The 16,520-nt window shown below is 72.8% G+C and carries 5 protein-coding genes; all 5 read left to right on the top strand.

The features are described from left to right. Nucleotides 1–4 precede the first annotated feature (4 nt). From V6U77_RS10220 to V6U77_RS10200, 5 genes are read left to right on the top strand one after another with little or no spacing between them, the layout of a single operon-like run. The gene (locus V6U77_RS10220; protein ID WP_334606015.1) at nt 5–3,364 is read left to right on the top strand and encodes a fatty acyl-AMP ligase; all 3,360 of its coding nucleotides are present in this window, start codon (nt 5–7) and stop codon (nt 3,362–3,364) included. A 10-nt stretch (nt 3,365–3,374) separates the two neighbouring features. Continuing rightward, complete coding sequence (locus V6U77_RS10215; RefSeq protein WP_334606014.1) at nt 3,375–10,064, top strand: amino acid adenylation domain-containing protein; 6,690 nt, start codon at nt 3,375–3,377, stop codon at nt 10,062–10,064. Between the two features lie 34 nt (nt 10,065–10,098). Beyond that, nucleotides 10,099–12,819 (top strand): amino acid adenylation domain-containing protein, encoded by a 2,721-nt coding sequence (locus tag V6U77_RS10210; RefSeq protein ID WP_334606013.1) that lies wholly within the window; start codon nt 10,099–10,101, stop codon nt 12,817–12,819. Further along, nucleotides 12,816–14,084 (top strand): MFS transporter, encoded by a 1,269-nt coding sequence (locus V6U77_RS10205; protein ID WP_334606012.1) that lies wholly within the window; start codon nt 12,816–12,818, stop codon nt 14,082–14,084. The genes V6U77_RS10210 and V6U77_RS10205 overlap by 4 nt, the downstream gene beginning before the upstream one ends. Beyond that, nucleotides 14,081–16,399, top strand: coding sequence for a penicillin acylase family protein (locus V6U77_RS10200; RefSeq protein WP_334606011.1), 2,319 nt, complete (start codon nt 14,081–14,083; stop codon nt 16,397–16,399). The genes V6U77_RS10205 and V6U77_RS10200 overlap by 4 nt, the downstream gene beginning before the upstream one ends. The last annotated feature ends 121 nt before the right edge of the window (nt 16,400–16,520 follow it).

Genomic DNA, 16,520 nt, shown 5'->3' with positions numbered 1-16,520 from the left:
GACCATGACGCACACCTCGCTCATCGCGGCCCTGTCGGCCTGGGCGGACACCCGGGCGGACGACCACGCGCTGACCTTCGTCGACAGTGCCGGGGCGGCGACCAGCACCACGTACGGGCAGCTCGACGAGGGCGCCCGTACGGTGGCCGGCCACCTGCGGTCGGTCGCCGAACCGGGCGACCGGGCGCTGCTGCTCTTCCCACCCGGCCTCGACTACGTCACCGCCTTCCTCGGCTGCCTCTACGCCAACGTGGTCGCGGTGCCGCTCTACCCGCCGGGCCCCAACACGCGCCTCGACCGCGTCACCACCGTGGTGCGCGACTGCGGAGCCACCCACGCGCTGACCACCGCGAAGCTGGTCGAACCGCTGTCGGGGCTGGCAGCCGAGCCGGGCGGACCGGTGGTGCACCCGATCGAGGAGGTACGGGCGCAGGCCGCCCCGGTGGGCCCCCGCCGGCCGGGGCCGGGCGACCTCGCCTTCCTCCAGTACACCTCCGGCTCGACGGGCGATCCCAAGGGGGTCATGGTCGGCCACGGCAACCTCACCGACAACCACCGGGCCATCGCCGCCGGCTTCGGGATCAACGCCGACGACGTGGTGCTCAGCTGGCTGCCGATGTACCACGACATGGGCCTCATCGGCACCACGCTGCTGCCGCTGTTCGTGGGCGTACCGGCGATCCTGCTCGACACGTTCGCGTTCGTCCGGGATCCGCTGCGGTGGCCGGCGGAGGTGTCCCGGTTCAGGGCGACCCTCTCCGGTGGACCCAACTTCGCCTACCAGCTCCTGGCGGACCGCTCCGCCGCCGGGCTGCTCGACGGGGTCGACCTCAGCTCGTGGCGGATCGCCTTCAACGGCGCGGAGCCGGTGGACAGGCGGACGATGGACGCGTTCGCCGCCGCGTACGCGCCGCTGGGGTTCGACCGCCGGGCGTTCTATCCGTGTTACGGCCTGGCGGAGGCGACGCTCTTCGTCAGCGGCCCCGAGGCGTCGACCGGCTACCGCGCCCGCACCTTCGATCGGCACGCTGTCGAGACGGGCCGGCTGACCGAGGCGACCGGAGCGGCAGGGACGGATCCGGTCACGCTGGTCTCCTGCGGCACCCCGCCACCGGGTACGACGGTCGCCGTGCGCCGCCCGGACGGCGAACCCTGCGCCGCGGGTCAGGTCGGCGAGATCTGCGTGAGTTCCGGCGGGGTGGCCGCCGGTTACTGGGGCAGGTCCGACTCCGCCGCGACGTTCGCCGCCACCGTCGGCGGTCGGCAGGGGACGTTCCTGCGTACCGGGGACCTCGGCGCGATGTACGACGGCGAACTCTACGTCGCGGGACGCCAGAAGGATCTGATCATCCGCGCGGGCCGCAACTACCACCCGCACGACATCGAGGCCGTCGCCACCGCGGGCGACGAGCACCTGCGCCGGGGCGGTGCCGCGGCGTTCCAACCGGAGACCGGCGATCAGCGGGTGGCGCTGGTGGTCGAGGCGTCCCGCGGCGGGCTGGCGCGGCTGCGCGCGGACCCCGCGCTGCTCACGTCGCTGACCGGCGGGCTGCGGCGCCGGGTGGCCGCCGAGTGCGGGTTGGACCTCGACGACGTGGTCGTCGTCATGCCCGGCGCGATACCGAAGACCTCCAGCGGGAAGATCCGCCGGCGTGCCACCAGGGAGCTGTTCGTCGGCGGACGGCTCAAGCTCGTCGTGCCGGCGGTTCCGTCCGCGGCACCCGGGCGGGCCGCCGCCGACGCCCACCCCGGCGACCGGGCCGCTGCCGTGGAACATCTCGTCCGGCGGTACGCGAACCTCGGCGGGTCCGAGTGGGACCCGTCGCTGCCGCTGGCGGCGCTGGGACTCGGTTCGCTGCGGCTGATCGAACTCAAGGCGGCGGTCGAACGGCTGGTGGACGGCACCCTGGACGCCGAGCTGTTCTTCGGCGACCGGTCGGTGGCCGAGCTGGTCGCCGCCGCCGCGGCGCCCGGCCCGGCCGCCGTACCGCTGCCGGCGCGGACCGGCGCGGTGGGTCCCGCCTCGGCCGGCCAGGTCGAGCTGCACTTCTACGACGAGGTGTCCCGCGGCAACCGGGCGAACAACCTCGCGATCGCCCTGCGCGTCTCCGGTCGCGTGGAGGAGGAACTGCTGCGCGCCGCGATCGACACGGCCGTCGCCAGGCACCCCGCGCTGCGCACGACGCTCGGACCGCTCGGCTCCGGCGTCCAGACCGTTCACGACCACGGCGCGGTCGACTGGGAGTGCCGGGCCTTCCCGGACGGCCCCGACGAGGCGGTACGGGCCTACCTGCACGAGCGGGCCTACCGCCCCTTCGACCTGGTGAACGGCCCGTTGGTGCGGGTCGGGGTGGCGTACCCGCCGGGCGGCACGGTGCTTCTCGTGGCGTGTCATCACGCGGTGGTCGACCACTGGTCGCTTCAGCTCCTGCTCGCCGAGATCCTGCCCCGGATCACGGGTGGCGACGTCCCGCCGGCCACGGCGGGAGCGAACGCGGCGGACGCCACCGACTGGGCCCGGCTGCAGCAGCGGGCGCGACTCGCCCCCGATTGGCGGGACCGGGTCACGGCCCTGGCGCAGAAGTGGCGGCCTCTGCGTGACCTCGTCCTCTTTCCGGAACGACCTGCTCCGGCCCGGTCGCCGCGACGACGACCGGATCCGGACCGGCACCGGGCCGGCTGGATCGACTTCGAGGTCGACCCGGACGTCGTACGGACCCTCCACCGGCACGCGGCGCGGCGCGGCTTCACCCCCTTCGTCTCCCTGCTGACCGCCTACGCCGAAGCCCTGCACCAGGTGACCGGCGAGCCGCGGATCGTCATCGGCGCGCCGCATCACGGGCGCACCGACCAGCGCTTCGCCGGCACCGTCGGCTACCTGGTCAACATGGTGCCCATCCTCGGTGACCTGACCGACCGGCCAGATCCGTCGGCGCTCGAGGACCGCCTGTGGCGGGAACTGCGGACGGCACTGTCGACCGCGGACGTTCCCTTCAGCGACCTGGTCCGGGCACTCGCTGCGGACCGGCACGGCCAGAATCCGCTCTTCCAGGCGACGTTGACGCTCCAGCAGCCGGTGGACGGCAGCGACGTGGGACTGTCCGTGCCCTGGATCCGCCGGCGGCGACGGATCGGGTCCCACGACGTCGAGACGTACGACCTGCCGCCCGTGGACGCCGCCTTCGCGACGAGCCTCTACGGCGCCCTCGACGCGGACGGGATCGCGTTCCGCCTCGTGCATCAACGCAACCTCGTGCCTGCGGAGGTGGCAGCCGAGGTGTGCCGGCGGTTCTCCGAGAACCTCGCCCGGTTGGTCCGACGGCCGTCCGCACCACTCGCTCACGACACGGTTCGACTCAGCTAAGGCGGAGATGATGACTGCTTCCGATGGTGCCGTCGGTAATCTGGTGGAGTCGTTCGACGAGGTCGTCCGACGTCACCCGGACAGCGTCGCGGTGTGCTGCGGGGACCGGCGGATGTCGTACGCCGAGGTGGCCGCCCGGTCGACGGCGCTCGCCGCGGCGATCAGGGCGCGGGTCGACGACCCGTCGCAGCCGGTGCTGCTGCTCCTGCCGCGTTCGGTGGACATGGTGGTCGCGAGCCTGGCCGTGCTGCGGGTGGGCGCGGCGTACGTGCCGGTCGATCCGTCCACTCCCGCCGCCCGGGTAAGGCTGATCGTGGCGGACGCGGCGCCCTCGGTGGTGCTGACGACACCCGAGCTGGCGGAGCTGCTGTCGCCGGACACCCCGGTGATGGGGCCGCAGGACGTCGCGGAGGACCGCAGCGACGACACCGACGGGCGGTGCCCCGCGGCGTGGGACACCCGCGCCTACGTAATCTACACCTCGGGCACCACCGGGCGGCCGAAGGGCGTGCAGGTCAGCCACGGCAACGTGCTGCGCCTGATCCGGGTCACGCAGCCGCGGTTCGGGTTCGGCGCCGGGGACGTCTGGACGATGTTCCACTCGTTCGCCTTCGACTTCTCCGTCTGGGAGATGTGGGGGGCGCTGCTGTCCGGTGGCCGGCTGGTCGTCGTGGGACAGGACGTCGCACGGGACCCGGTGGCCTTCCGGGCGTTGCTCGCCGAGGAACAGGTGACGATGCTCAGCCAGACGCCCACCGCCTTCAACAGCCTGGTCGCGCACGAGGTCACCCAGCCCGACAGGCTGCCGCTGAAGTGGGTGGTCTTCGGCGGCGAGGCGCTGCGCTTCGGTGACCTCCGGCCCTGGGTGGGCAGGTACGGCGACCAGCAGCCGCAGCTGGTCAACATGTACGGCATCACGGAGACGACGGTCCATTCCTCGTACCGCAGGGTCCTGGCGGCCGACCTGACGGGCACGGCGAGCCTCATCGGCCGTCCGCTGCCGGATCTCGGTTTTCTGCTCTGGGACGAGCAGGGCCGGCCGGTGGCCCCGGGCCGGACCGGTGAGATCGTCGTGACCGGACCAGGGGTGGCCACCGGATACCTGGGCCAGCCCGAGGCGACCGCCGAGCGGTTCCTCGACCTGACCGTCGACGGCAGGCCCGTGCGCGGATACCGCTCCGGTGACCTCGCGCGCCTGACTCCCGCCGGGGAGTACGAGTACCTGGGGCGGGCCGACGACCAGGTCAAGATCCGCGGGCACCGGGTCGAGCTCGGGGAGATCCACGCGGCGCTGACCGCGGTGCCCGGCGTCGGGCAGGTCGCGGTGACCGTCCGCCGGGCGCGGCCGCAGCGCAATCCGGTGGTGAAACAGCAGGCGGTGTCCGGGGGGATCTCCTCGGTCCGCAGTCTCGTGCGCACCGGGCAGCCGGCGGCGTCGGGCACCGGCAACAACCGGGCGCAGATCGTCGCGTACGTGACCCACGACCCCGGCTGCGAGCTGGGGGAGATTCCGGAACTGCTGCGGGCGAGCCTGCCGTCGTACATGCTTCCGGCGTTCGTCGTCCCGGTGCCGGAGATTCCCGTCAACGCCAACGGGAAGGTCGACTTCACGCTCCTGCCCGCGCCGACCGCGGCCAACCAGCTCCGGGCGCCGATGGCCACGGAGGCGGTCGCCGACGCCTCGTCGGCGGCCGTGGAGCGGGCGATCTGCGCGCTGTTCGAGGAGGTGCTCGGCGTCGAGGGGGTGGGACCCGACGACTCCTTCTTCGGCGTCGGCGGGGACTCCATCATCGCGGTGCAGCTGCGTGCGGCCGCGGCGAACCGCGGGATGGCGCTGGACCTGGCCGACATCTACGAGCTGAAGACGCCGCGCGCCCTGGCCGCGTACGCGGTCGGCACGGACGAGTCGGTCGACCCGCCGGTCGAGCCGTTCAGTCTCGTCGACCCGGCGGACCGGGCGCTCCTGCCGGCCGGCACGGTGGACGCCTACCCGGTGGCGACCCTCCAGGCCGGCGTGCTGTTCCACAGCGCGTACGCCGAAGGCGTCAACATGTACTGCGACATCTTCATGTTCCGGCTGCGCGTCGGGTTCGACCAGGACGCCATGAGTCGCGCGCTGGCGCGGGTGACCGAGCGCCACGAGATCCTGCGGACGTCGTTCCACCTGTCCGGCTTCTCGCAACCGCTGCAGGTCGTCCACGCGCAGGCCCGGACGCCGCTGAACGTGGCGGACCTGAGCGGGTTCGACGAGGACCGGCAGCTGGCCGAGTTCGAGGCCTGGCGACGCCGGGAGATGAGCAACCCGTACGACTGGGCGCGGCCGCCGCTGGTCCGGTTCACGGTGCACCTGCTCGGCCCGGACGAGTTCATGTTCTCCATGAGCTTCCACGACACGATGTTCGACGGGTGGAGCGAGACGTCGCTGCTCGCGGAGATCCTCGTCGACTACTGGCAGGACCTGCAGGGCATCGCGTCGCACGACCGGGCCCTGCCCGTGCGCCGGTACGCCGACTTCATCGCCAAGGAACAGGCCGTGCTCCGCGACGAGGCGGTCCGGGAGTTCTGGCGACAGGAACTGGTCGACGTCGAGCCGAGCCTGCTGCCCCGCCTGGCCCGGGGCTCCGGCGACGTCCACGAGGGGCGGATGGGCTTCCTCAGCGTGGACCTCCCGGCGGAACTCTCCGACCGCCTGCACCAGCTCGCCGCCGCCTGCGGGGTGTCGGTCAAGCACGTGGTGATGGCCGTGCAGGCGCGGGTGGTGATGGCGCTGACGGGACGCGACGACGTCGTGCTCGGCGTCGCCGCCAACGGGCGGGTCGAGGAGGAGGGCGGCACCGAGGTCATCGGCCTGCACCTCAACCTCGTACCCTTCCGGCTCCGGCCGCGGGGCCGCACCTGGCGCGACCTCATCGCGGCGACCAGCGACAAGGAGCGGGAGCTGCTGCCGGTGCGGCGCTTCCCGCACGCCGAGATGCTCCGCCTCGCCGGCGTGTCCGAGCTGACCGACATCATGTTCAACTACACCCACTTCCACGGCTACGAACGGCTCGCCCATGCCACGGGCATCGAGGTGGTGGACGGCTTCGGCTACATCCAGACGAACTTCACCCTGCGGGCCGAGTTCAACAAGGATCCGTTCAGTCGACTGCTCACGCTCGACCTCGAAGCGAACATGGAGCGCATCTCCGAGGACCAGCTCCACGAGCTGGCGGACATCTTCCTGCGGGCGCTGACGAACGTCGTCGACCAGCCGGACGACGAGCCGACGCAGGTCGCCCTGCTCGGTGAGCAGCGGTACGGGGCGTTGCTGGCGATCTCACGCGGGCCGGTCGAGCCGGCGACGGCGACGGGTTTCCTCGAACGGATGGACCGTTCGGTGCGGACGTTCCCCGACGAGGTGGCCGCCGCCTGCCGCGGCCGCGAGATCACCTACCGGGAGCTCGCCGCACAGGTCGAGCGGGTGGCCGGATGGCTGCGTGCGCGGCAGGTCGGGCACGGCACCGTGGTCGGCCTGGCCAGCGGCCGGAACATCGACTACCTCGTCGTCACCCTCGCCATCCTCCGCCTCGGCGCGGTGTACCTGCCGCTGCCGCAGGGTCCGGCCGCGCGCGTCGCCCGCATGGTTGATCGGGCGGAGGCGAGGCTGGTGGTGTGCGACGCGACGCACCGCGAGGCGCTGGCCGCGATCGGTGAGGTCGAGCTGGTCGATCTGGCGGACGTCCTCGACGCCGCTGCCGGCGCCCCGGTCGCGCCCGGTCCCGCCCCGGGGGGTCGGGACAGCGCGTACATCCTCTTCACCTCCGGATCCACGGGCGACCCGAAGGGCGCCCTGATCCGGCACGACGGCATGCTCAACCACATCGAGGCCAAGATCCAGCAACTCGACCTACGGCCCGGCGACCGGCTGGCCCAGGACGCCGCCGCCACCTTCGACATCTCCGTCTGGCAGTTCCTCGCGCCGCTCGCCGTCGGTGCCACGACCGTGATCTACCCGGACGAGATCGGTCAGGACGCGGCGTCGCTGCTGCGGGCCGTCGCCGAGGACGGGGTCACCGTGCTGGAGGTGACGCCCTCCGTGCTCAACATCATGTGCGCCGAACTCGCGTTCTACGGCGTCGACGCGTTCCCTCCGTTCCGTCTGCGCTGGGTCGCCTCGCAGGCGGAGACGCTGACCCCGCAGTCCGCCAACACGTTCCGCCGGCTGCTGCCCGGGGTGGGGCTGCTGAACATGTGGGGGACGACCGAGACGTCCGACGACGTCCTGCACCACCTCGTCGCGGCGGACGTCGACGAGCGGGACGCCTCCGTCCCCATCGGACGGCCCGTGCGCAACACCGCCCTGTACGTGTTGGACGGCGGCCGGGAGCCGGTGCCCACCGGCACGCCGGGGGAGCTGTACGCCGGCGGCATCTGCGTCGGCGGCGGCTACGTCAACGACCCCGACCGCACCGCCGCGGTCTTCGTCGGCGACCCGTTCGCCGTCGACGGGGACGGCGTCATGTACCGCACCGGGGACCGCGGTCGCCGGCTGGCCGACGGCTCGCTGGAGTTCCTCGGCCGGATCGACAACCAGCTCAAGATCAGAGGGAACCGGGTCGAACTCGACGAGGTCAGTCGCGCCCTCGCCGGCGTCGAGGGCGTCCAGGAGAGCGTGGTGACCGTCCGGCGGTCCGACGACGGCGGCAAGCAACTCGTCGGATTCTTCGTACCGGAGGTGGTCTCCGGCGGCGCCGGCGGCTCGACCGAGGGTTCCCTGGTCCGCCGGGACCTGCGGCCCGAGGAGGTCCGCTCCGGGCTCAGCCAGGTCCTGCCGCGCAACGCCATCCCGGACTTCCTCGTCCGGCTCGACGAGTTGCCGCGCACGAGCCACGGCAAGGTCGACACCCGGTCGCTGGCGGCGACAGTGGTGTCCCCGGTCGACAGACCGACCGAGGATAGCCGCGCGCCGATGACCTCGATGGAGGAGGCCGTCGCCGAGATCTGGGCCTCCGTGCTGTCCGGTCGCCGGCCCGGGTCCCAGGTCAGCTTCTTCGACCTGGGGGGCCACTCCCTGCACGCGACGCAGGTGCTCGCCCGGCTGGGGGACCGTTTCGGGGTCCGCCTGCCGATCCGGGAGCTGTTCGAGAACCCGACGCTACGGGGCTTCGCCGCCCGGGTCGAGGCGGCGCTGACGGGGGACCGGGAGTCGGACGTGCCGATCCCGGCGAGGCCCGCCGGCCTGCGGGAGTTCCCGCTGTCCATGGCGCAGTCGAGCCTGTGGTACCTCGACCAGCTCGACTCCGACGGCGCCTACACCGACGGCTACCTCCTGCACCTCCATGGCGATCTCGACGTGACGGCGCTGCGGGCGGCCGTCGACCGGCTCGTCGCGCGGCACGAGGTGTTGTCCAGCCGGGTCGTCGAGCGCGACGGCGTGCCGCTGCTGGTCGTGGATCCCGAAGCGGCGCCGCGCCTGCGGGTACGGCAGGCCACCGACGCGGTGGTCGCGGCGGGGGACGCCGAGGCGATGCTGGAGTACGTCCGGCAGCGGGCGACGCGGCGCATCGAACTCGGTGGCGTGCTGACCGAGGCCACCCTGTACCGCTTCTCCGACCGGGACCACGTGCTCGAGTGGACGAGCCACCACGTCGTCACCGACGGCTGGTCCAACGAGGTGATCCTGCGGGAGATCGCGGAGTCGTACGCGGCCCACCGGGCGGGACGGGAGGCAAACCTGGCCCCCCTCCCGATCCAGTACGGCGACTACTCCCGCTGGCAGCGGGACTACCTCGAATCGACGCCGGCCCGACGCGATGGTGACTTCTGGCGGTCCTACCTGAAGGGGTACGACGGGGAACTCGCCCTCGCGACCGACCTGGAGCGGACCGAGGACCGTGCGCGGGCCGCGGGCCGGCACCGCCGGGAGTGGGACGAGACCTTCTCCGCCGAGGTGCGGTCGTTCGCGCAGCACCACAACGTGACCCTCTTCATGGTCGTGCACGCCGTCAGCGCGGTGCTGATGGCCAAGCTCGCCCAGCAGTCGGACGTGGTGATCGGCGCGGCCGTCGCCGGTCGGCACCCGGCGGAGACGAAGGACCTCGTCGGCTTCTTCGCCAACACCGTGCCGTTCCGCTACCAGGTCGACCCGGAGCACAGCGCACGGACCGTCGTCGCAGCGGTCCGGGACAGCGCCCTGAACGCCCTGGATCACCAGAGCCTGCCGTTGCAGAAGATCGTGGACCTCGTGGGGGCACCCCGTCGACCCGGAGTCAGCCCCCTGGTCCAGGTCGTGGTCTCCGTCGCCCGGTCGATGCGCGGCGCCGCCGCGCTGCCGGGCCTGGACACGAGCGTGACCCAGCTGGGCGCGCAGACGAGCCGATTCGACCTGTTGCTGCACTTCACCGACGAGGACCGGATCGGGCTGACCATCGAGTACGACCGGTCGCTGTTCACCCCGGCGGCCATCGACCGGCTGGCCGGGGCGGCCGACCGGCTGCTGAGGTTCTTCCTGGCCGGCCCGGACCGGCCGGTGGAGGAGGCGACGCTCGTCGACGACGAGGACCGCGGGGCGCTCGGGGAGATCTGGCGGGAGGTGAGCGGCCAGTGTGTGGAGATCGACCACCGCGCGACGGCGACGCTCATCGACTCCCCGCACTGGGGCGCGTACGTGTCGCGGGTCGAGGCGGCAGGGCTGGTCGTCCCGCTGGTGCTCGCCCTGTGAGAACCGGCGATCCGAGACCTGGGGAGAAGCGCGCATGACGTCGACCGACCGCGCGCTACGGCTGCGTCGGCGGCTCGCCGGACGCCGTGACGCGCCCACACCGGCGCTCGGCCGGACCGACACCGCGACGGTCACCGCCGGCAACCTGGTCGCCGCGTTCGACGAGGTCGCCGGTCGGCACCCCGACCGGGTCGCCGTCCGCTGCGCCCGGCAGGCCCTGACGTACCGGGAGCTGGCCACCGCCTCCCGCGCCCTGGCCGGCCGGATCGCGGCGGTCGCGCCGCCCGGGCAGCCGGTCGGCGTGCTGCTGCCGCGCTCGGCGCGGATGATCGTGGCGGCGCTGGCGGTGCTCCGGACGGGTGCCGCGTACCTGCCGCTCGACCCGGAGGCGCCCGCCGTCCGTACCGGCACGATCGTCGGTGACGCGGCGCCGTCCCTGGTGATCACCACGGGTACGCTGGCCGGCTCCCTGCCCGCGACGGTCGCGGCCGTCCTGCTCGACGCGCCGGACGGCGGCGGGGAGCAGCCGGACCCGCCCGCCGCACCGGTCCGCCCGATCGCGCCCACCGACCGGGCGTACGTCATCCACACCTCGGGCACGACCGGCCGCCCCAAGGGGATCGAGGTCTCGCACGCCAACGTCCTGCGCCTGATCGGCACCACGCAGCCCCTCTTCGGGTTCGGGCCGGAGGACGTGTGGACCATGGCGCACTCGTTCGCCTTCGACTTCTCGGTGTGGGAGATGTGGGGGGCGCTGCTCACCGGCGGGTGTGTCGTCGTCGTCGAGGCCGAGGTCATGCGGGACCCGGTCGCCCTGCGGCGTCTGCTGCGGGCGGAGCGGGTCACGATGCTCAGCCAGACGCCCACCGCCTTCGGTTCGCTGGCGGCCCAGGAGGACGAGTACGCCGACCGGCTGCCGCTGAGGTGGGTGGTCTTCGGCGGTGAGGCGCTCCGGTTCGCAGACCTGCGGCCCTGGGTCGCCAAGTACGGCGACGCCGCGCCCGAACTGGTCAACATGTACGGGATCACCGAGACCACCGTCCACGCCTCGTACCGCCGGATCCTCGCCTCCGACGTCGCCGGCACGACCAGCCTGATCGGCACCCCACTTCCCGACCTCGACTTCCTGTTGTGGGACGAGGACGACCAGCCGGTCGCCGACGGTGGGATCGGGCAGATCGTCGTCACGGGTGCGGGCGTGGCCCTCGGCTACCTGGGGCAGCCGGAACTCACCGCGCAGCGGTTCGTCACCGTCACCGACGCGCGGGGCCGGCCGGTACGCGGCTACCGCTCCGGGGACCTCGCCCGGCGGACGCCGTCCGGCGAGTACGAGTACCACGGGCGCGACGACGACCAGGTCAAGATCCGCGGCTACCGCCTGGAGCTGGGGGAGGTGCACGCCGCACTGGTCGCCCGCCCCGGTGTGCGGCAGGCCGCGGTGGTGCCGCACACCGCACCTGGCACGGGAACGCGGCTGGTGGCGTACGTCGTCGGTGACGGGGGCGACGGTCCGGCGCAGCTGCGCTCCTGGCTGGAGGAACGGCTTCCGGCGTACGCCGTCCCGTCCGCGTTCATCCTCGTCGACGCGCTGCCGCGCACCGCCAACGGCAAGCTCGACCGGGAGGCGTTGCCCGACCCGGACCCCGTCCTGACGCCACACGTGCCCGCAGGCGTCGACGACGTCACGCGGTCCCTGCTGGCGATCCTGGCCGAGCTGCTGCCCGGCACCGAGGTCGAACCGGACACCGACTTCTTCCGGCAGGGCGGGAACTCCCTGCTGGCGACCCGCCTGCTGGCCGCCGTACGCCGACAGTTCGGTGTCGTCGTCCCGCTGCGCGACTTCCTCAAGGCGCCGACCATACGAGCGGTGGCGGGCGCGGTCCGTCGGGCCCGGCCGGCCGGACAGGGTGCGGCGGCCCGCCGCCCGGTCGACCTGTTGCCGCTGGGGGACTCCACCACGGGCCGGGCGCCCGTGGTGGCGCTGCCCGGCGTCTTCGGGATCGGCGCCTCGATGGCGCGGCTGTCGACGCACGTGCGGGGCCGCCCGTTCCACGCCCTGCACACCCGCGACATCCTCCGGGCGCGGGACGGCACGCCGTCCGCCGCCGTCGCCGCGCGGGCCTGCCTGGCCGAGCTGCTGCCCGTCGGCGGTCCCGGGGTCCACCTCGTCGGACATTCCCTGGGTGGGGCGATGGCGCTGCACCTGGCCCACGCGATGCGGGCGGTCGGCCGCCAGGTGCGCAGCATCACCCTGCTCGACGCGCCGAGCCCACGATGTCTGCACCAGCGCCTCTCCGAGGATGACCGGACCCGGCTGGTCGCCTTCCTATCCGACGTCGCCCTCGCGTTTCCCGAGCACACCCGCCGGTGGCGCGAGCTCTCCCCGCAGTCCGCGGCCGGGATGGCCGACACGGAGCTCCTGCGCTGGGCCGCCTCCACCGCGGCGCCCGCGCTGGCTGCCACGATCGGCGAGCTCACCGATGCCTTCGCGGACTACCGGACGATGGGACGGATCATGGCGGAACCCGCGCCGGCCCTGGCCGTGCCCGCACTGCTGCTGGTGGCGGGCCTGGAAAGGTCCCACGACGACGACGGGCACACCGAGGGCTGGCACCTGGTGCTGCCGAACCTGACCGAGACGGTGGTGGCCACCAGCCACGAGGGCATGCTGCGTGACCCCGGGGCGGCAACCGTCGCCGAGGCAATGATCGAATTCCAGAGCCAGCAGGACGAGACGGAAGGAAACCCGAGTTGACCCGGGAACCGGCTGCGAGCGCAGCGTTCCGCCCACCGCGACTGGCCAGGATCCTCGTCGGCGGTTCCGGCGTGATGAGCCTGGCCAACGGCGTGACGATTCCCTTCCTCGCCATCTACCTCCGCAACGAACTCGGCCTGTCCGTCTCGACGGTCGGCCTGGTCATCGGCTCCTCCGTGCTCTTCGGCATCTCCGGCGGGTTCCTCGGCGGCGCCCTCTCCGACATCGTGGGACGCCGCCGGGTCCTGCTCTCCTGCCTGCTGGTGGTGATCGGCAGCTTCGTCGGGTTCTTCTTCGCGCGCGACGCCGTGACGGCATTCGTCTTCAACGCGTCCATGGCGTTCGCCACCAGTGCCTTCAGCCCGGTCGCGAAGGTCCTCATCAGCGACCTGCTCCCCGTGTCGTTGCGGGTGAAGTGGTTCTCCTACCAGTACCTCGCGATCAACGCCGGCTACGCCGTCGGTCCGCTGATCGGCGTGGCCCTCGGGTTCACCGGCGCCCGGATCTCCTTCCCCGCCGCCGCCGCCGTGTACCTGGTCTACCTCGCCGTCCTCTGGACGGCCACGCGGCAACTGCCACGACCGTCCACTGCGAACGGCGGGCTGGCGACGCTCGGCCGCAGCACGGGCGCCATCGCCCGCGGACTGGGCGAGTCGGCCCGGGCGGTGATGTCGGACCGCCGCCTGCTTCTCCTGCTCATCGGCGCGATCCTGTTGGAGACGGTGCACAGTAGGATCTCGGTGCTGCTCGCCCAGAACTTCGTCATCGACTTCGCCGACAGCGCCCGGGTGCTCGCCGCGGTCATGACCACCAACGCGGTGGCGGTGATCATCCTCCAGCTCTTCGCCGCCGGCTACGTGCAGCGCTACAACCCGCTGAACGCCATCACCCTCGGCGGGATCCTCACCTTCGTCGGGATGGCCGGCTTCGCGATCTCCGAGCAGATGTGGCACTACATCGTGGCGATGGTGGTGTTCACCGTCGCCGAGACCCTGATCGTGCCGTCGGAGTTCGCGCTCGTCGACCGCATCGCGCCCGAGGACCGGCGCGGAGCCTACTTCGGCGCACAGACCTTCGCGCAGGTCGGCGGGTTCACCGGACCGTTCCTCGGCAGCCTCGTCCTCGCGTCCTTCGGCGGGCCGGCCATGTTCCTCGCCATCGGTTCCCTGGCGTTGGTGAGCGTCGCGATCTACCTGCTGGTCGGCCGGCGCATCCCTGACCTGAGTCGCCACGACCCGCTCCCGGAGACCGAAAAGGCGTCATGAGGGCCGCGGCGGGCCTCCTGCGCCTGGCCGCCTGGCCGAGCAGTCGGGCGCTCCGGCGAACCCGGGTACTTTCCGTCGCGGGCCTGCACGGGACCGTCGACATCGACCGCGACGAACGCGGCATCCCGTGGATCCGTGCGGGCGACGAGCGTGACCTCTACGTGGGCGTCGGGGTCGCGATGGCGTACGACCGGCTGTGGCAGATGGACGTCCTGCGCCGGCGGGCGACCGGACGACTGGCGGAGGTGTTCGGCGAACGCGCCGCCGGTTCGGACGTCCTCGCCCGTACCCTCGCCTTCGAGCGGGCCGCCCGCCGGAGCGAGGCCCTGCTCTCGCCGCCCGCCCGCGCCAACCTCGCGGCCTTCGCCCACGGCGTCGACACCGCGGTACGCCGGATGCGGCGCCGCGGGCAGCTGCCGCCCGATTTCCACCTGGTGAGGTACCGGCCGGACCCGTGGTCGGTCGGCGACTCGCTGGCCATCGTCAAGCAGCTCGGTTTCCAGCTGGGCCGCAACCTGCAGCAGGAGGTCTTCCGTGGCCGGCTGCTGGCGGAGCGACCGGACCTCGTCCGCAGCTTCCTCGCGCCGAAGTACCCGCCCGGGGGCAGCGTCACCATCGCCGCCGACGCCTCGGCAGGGCCGGCGACACGGCGCGGCGACACCGCGCTGCTGTCCGCGGCCGGCGCCGCCCACCTCGGTGATCTCTTCGGGGGCCGGCAGGGGAGCGGCTCGAACGCGTGGGCGGTGTCCGCGGCCAGGTCCGCCACCGGCTTCGCCGCGCTGGCCAACGACCCGCACATCCTGTTCACCCGGCCGAGCCTCTGGTACCAGCTGGGACTGGACCTCGACGGCGAACGCGCGTACGGGGTGACGGTGCCGGGCGTGCCCGGACTGGTCATCGGCGCCAACCCGGATCTCGCGTGGGGGGTGACGAACTCCACCATCGACACCCAGGACCTGGCCGTGGGGGAGCGGACCGGCCCGACGGGAGAGCCACGGTGGTCGCAGACCAGCGTCGTCCGGGTGCGTGGCGGGAACGAGATCTCCGTGACCGCCGCGGGCGGGACGGGATACGTCGACCTGCCGGGCCCACGCGGTGCGGAAACGGACCCGGTGGCCCTCTACTGGAGCGGTCTGCACCCGTCCACCGAGGCCGAGAGCTGCCAGCGGATGTGGCGGGCACGCGACTACCCGGCGTTCCGCGAGACCCTGCGGGGTTTCGGTGTGCCCGTGCTCAACCTCGTCGTCGCGACCCGGGACGGTGTGGTCGCGCTGCGGACGGCCGGAATAGTGCCCCGGCGTGACCGTCAGGAGGGCCTCGCCCCGGCCGGCGCGGCCGAGGTGGCCGCTCGCTGGAGCACCCCGCTCGCGTTCGACGAGCTACCGGAGGTCGTCGATCCGCCCGCGGGCTTCGTGGTCAGCGCCAACCACCAGATCCTGCCCGACGGGGTCGCCCCGCACCTGGGCAGCGACTGGGGCGGACCGTACCGGGCCGACCGGATCGAGGAGCTGTTGACGGCGATGCCGACGGCCCGTCCGGACGACTTCGGCGCGTGGCAGATGGACCTGCGCAACGGCCGGGCACAGCGCATCCTGCCCACCCTGCTGAAGGCGCTCGACGAGAATCCACCGGAGTCGCCGCTGGCCCGGTCCTGCCATCGGTCGTTGACCACCTGGGACGGCAGGGACGACGTCGACCAGGTCGCACCTCTGGTCTTCGCGGCGCTGGCCCGGGTGCTGACCGAGCGCTGGATCACCAGCCGGCTCGGCGCGGCCGTCGCCGACGCCATGACCGACGTCACCCTCCAGGTGGATCACCTGGTGATGGACGGGGACGCCCGCCGGTGCCTCGGCGAGGCGGAGGAACTTCCGGTCGTCGTCGCCGCCGCCCTCACCGAGGCGGCGCGCCGACTCGCCGACAGGTTCGGCGACGACCCCACCGGCTGGCGCTACGGCAGGTCGAACCGGATCGCGGACCAGCATCCCCTGGCCGCGGTGTCGGACCCGCTGCGTTCGCTGTACGGGTCGCCCCCCACTCCGGTGGGCGGTGGCGGGCAGAGTGTCTGTCTGATGTATCCCGACCGCGACGGCCAGGTGGTCGAGGGCGCGCCATGGCGCTTCGTCGTCGAGTTCGGCCCCGCCGGCGGCACCCGCATCCGCGACGTGCTCCGCCACGGCAGCTCGGGCCATCCCCTCTCGCCGCACTACGGGGACCAGACGCCGGCGCACGCCGAGGGGCGGCTGTACGAGGTGCGCCTCGACGGCCCGCCGCAGGTGAGCAGACGCCTGACCCTGGCGCCCCGGACGGTCGGATGATCGGATCGCGCGTCGACGGTGATGTCGCTTCTTGACACCAGTGGAGCTCGATACCCTAATATCCAAGATCCCAGATGGACGCGGGCTCGCTGGTTCGCCGCCGAAGGGTTGGTCAGCCCGT

The sequence above is a fragment of the Micromonospora sp. CPCC 205546 genome (genome assembly GCF_036902715.1).
Classification (GTDB): Bacteria; Actinomycetota; Actinomycetes; order Mycobacteriales; family Micromonosporaceae; genus Micromonospora.
Note: the sequence above shows the minus strand (reverse complement) of the source record. Positions and strands in the feature narration are given on the sequence as shown.

Bases quoted from the DNA above. Each gene is read 5' to 3' on its own strand.
- V6U77_RS10200 (WP_334606011.1), top strand. From the start codon at position 14,081: ATGAGGGCCGCGGCGGGCCTCCTGCGCCTGGCCGCCTGGCCGAGCAGT.
- V6U77_RS10220 (WP_334606015.1), top strand. From the start codon at position 5: ATGACGCACACCTCGCTCATCGCGGCCCTGTCGGCCTGGGCGGACACC.
- V6U77_RS10215 (WP_334606014.1), top strand. From the start codon at position 3,375: ATGACTGCTTCCGATGGTGCCGTCGGTAATCTGGTGGAGTCGTTCGAC.
- V6U77_RS10210 (WP_334606013.1), top strand. From the start codon at position 10,099: ATGACGTCGACCGACCGCGCGCTACGGCTGCGTCGGCGGCTCGCCGGA.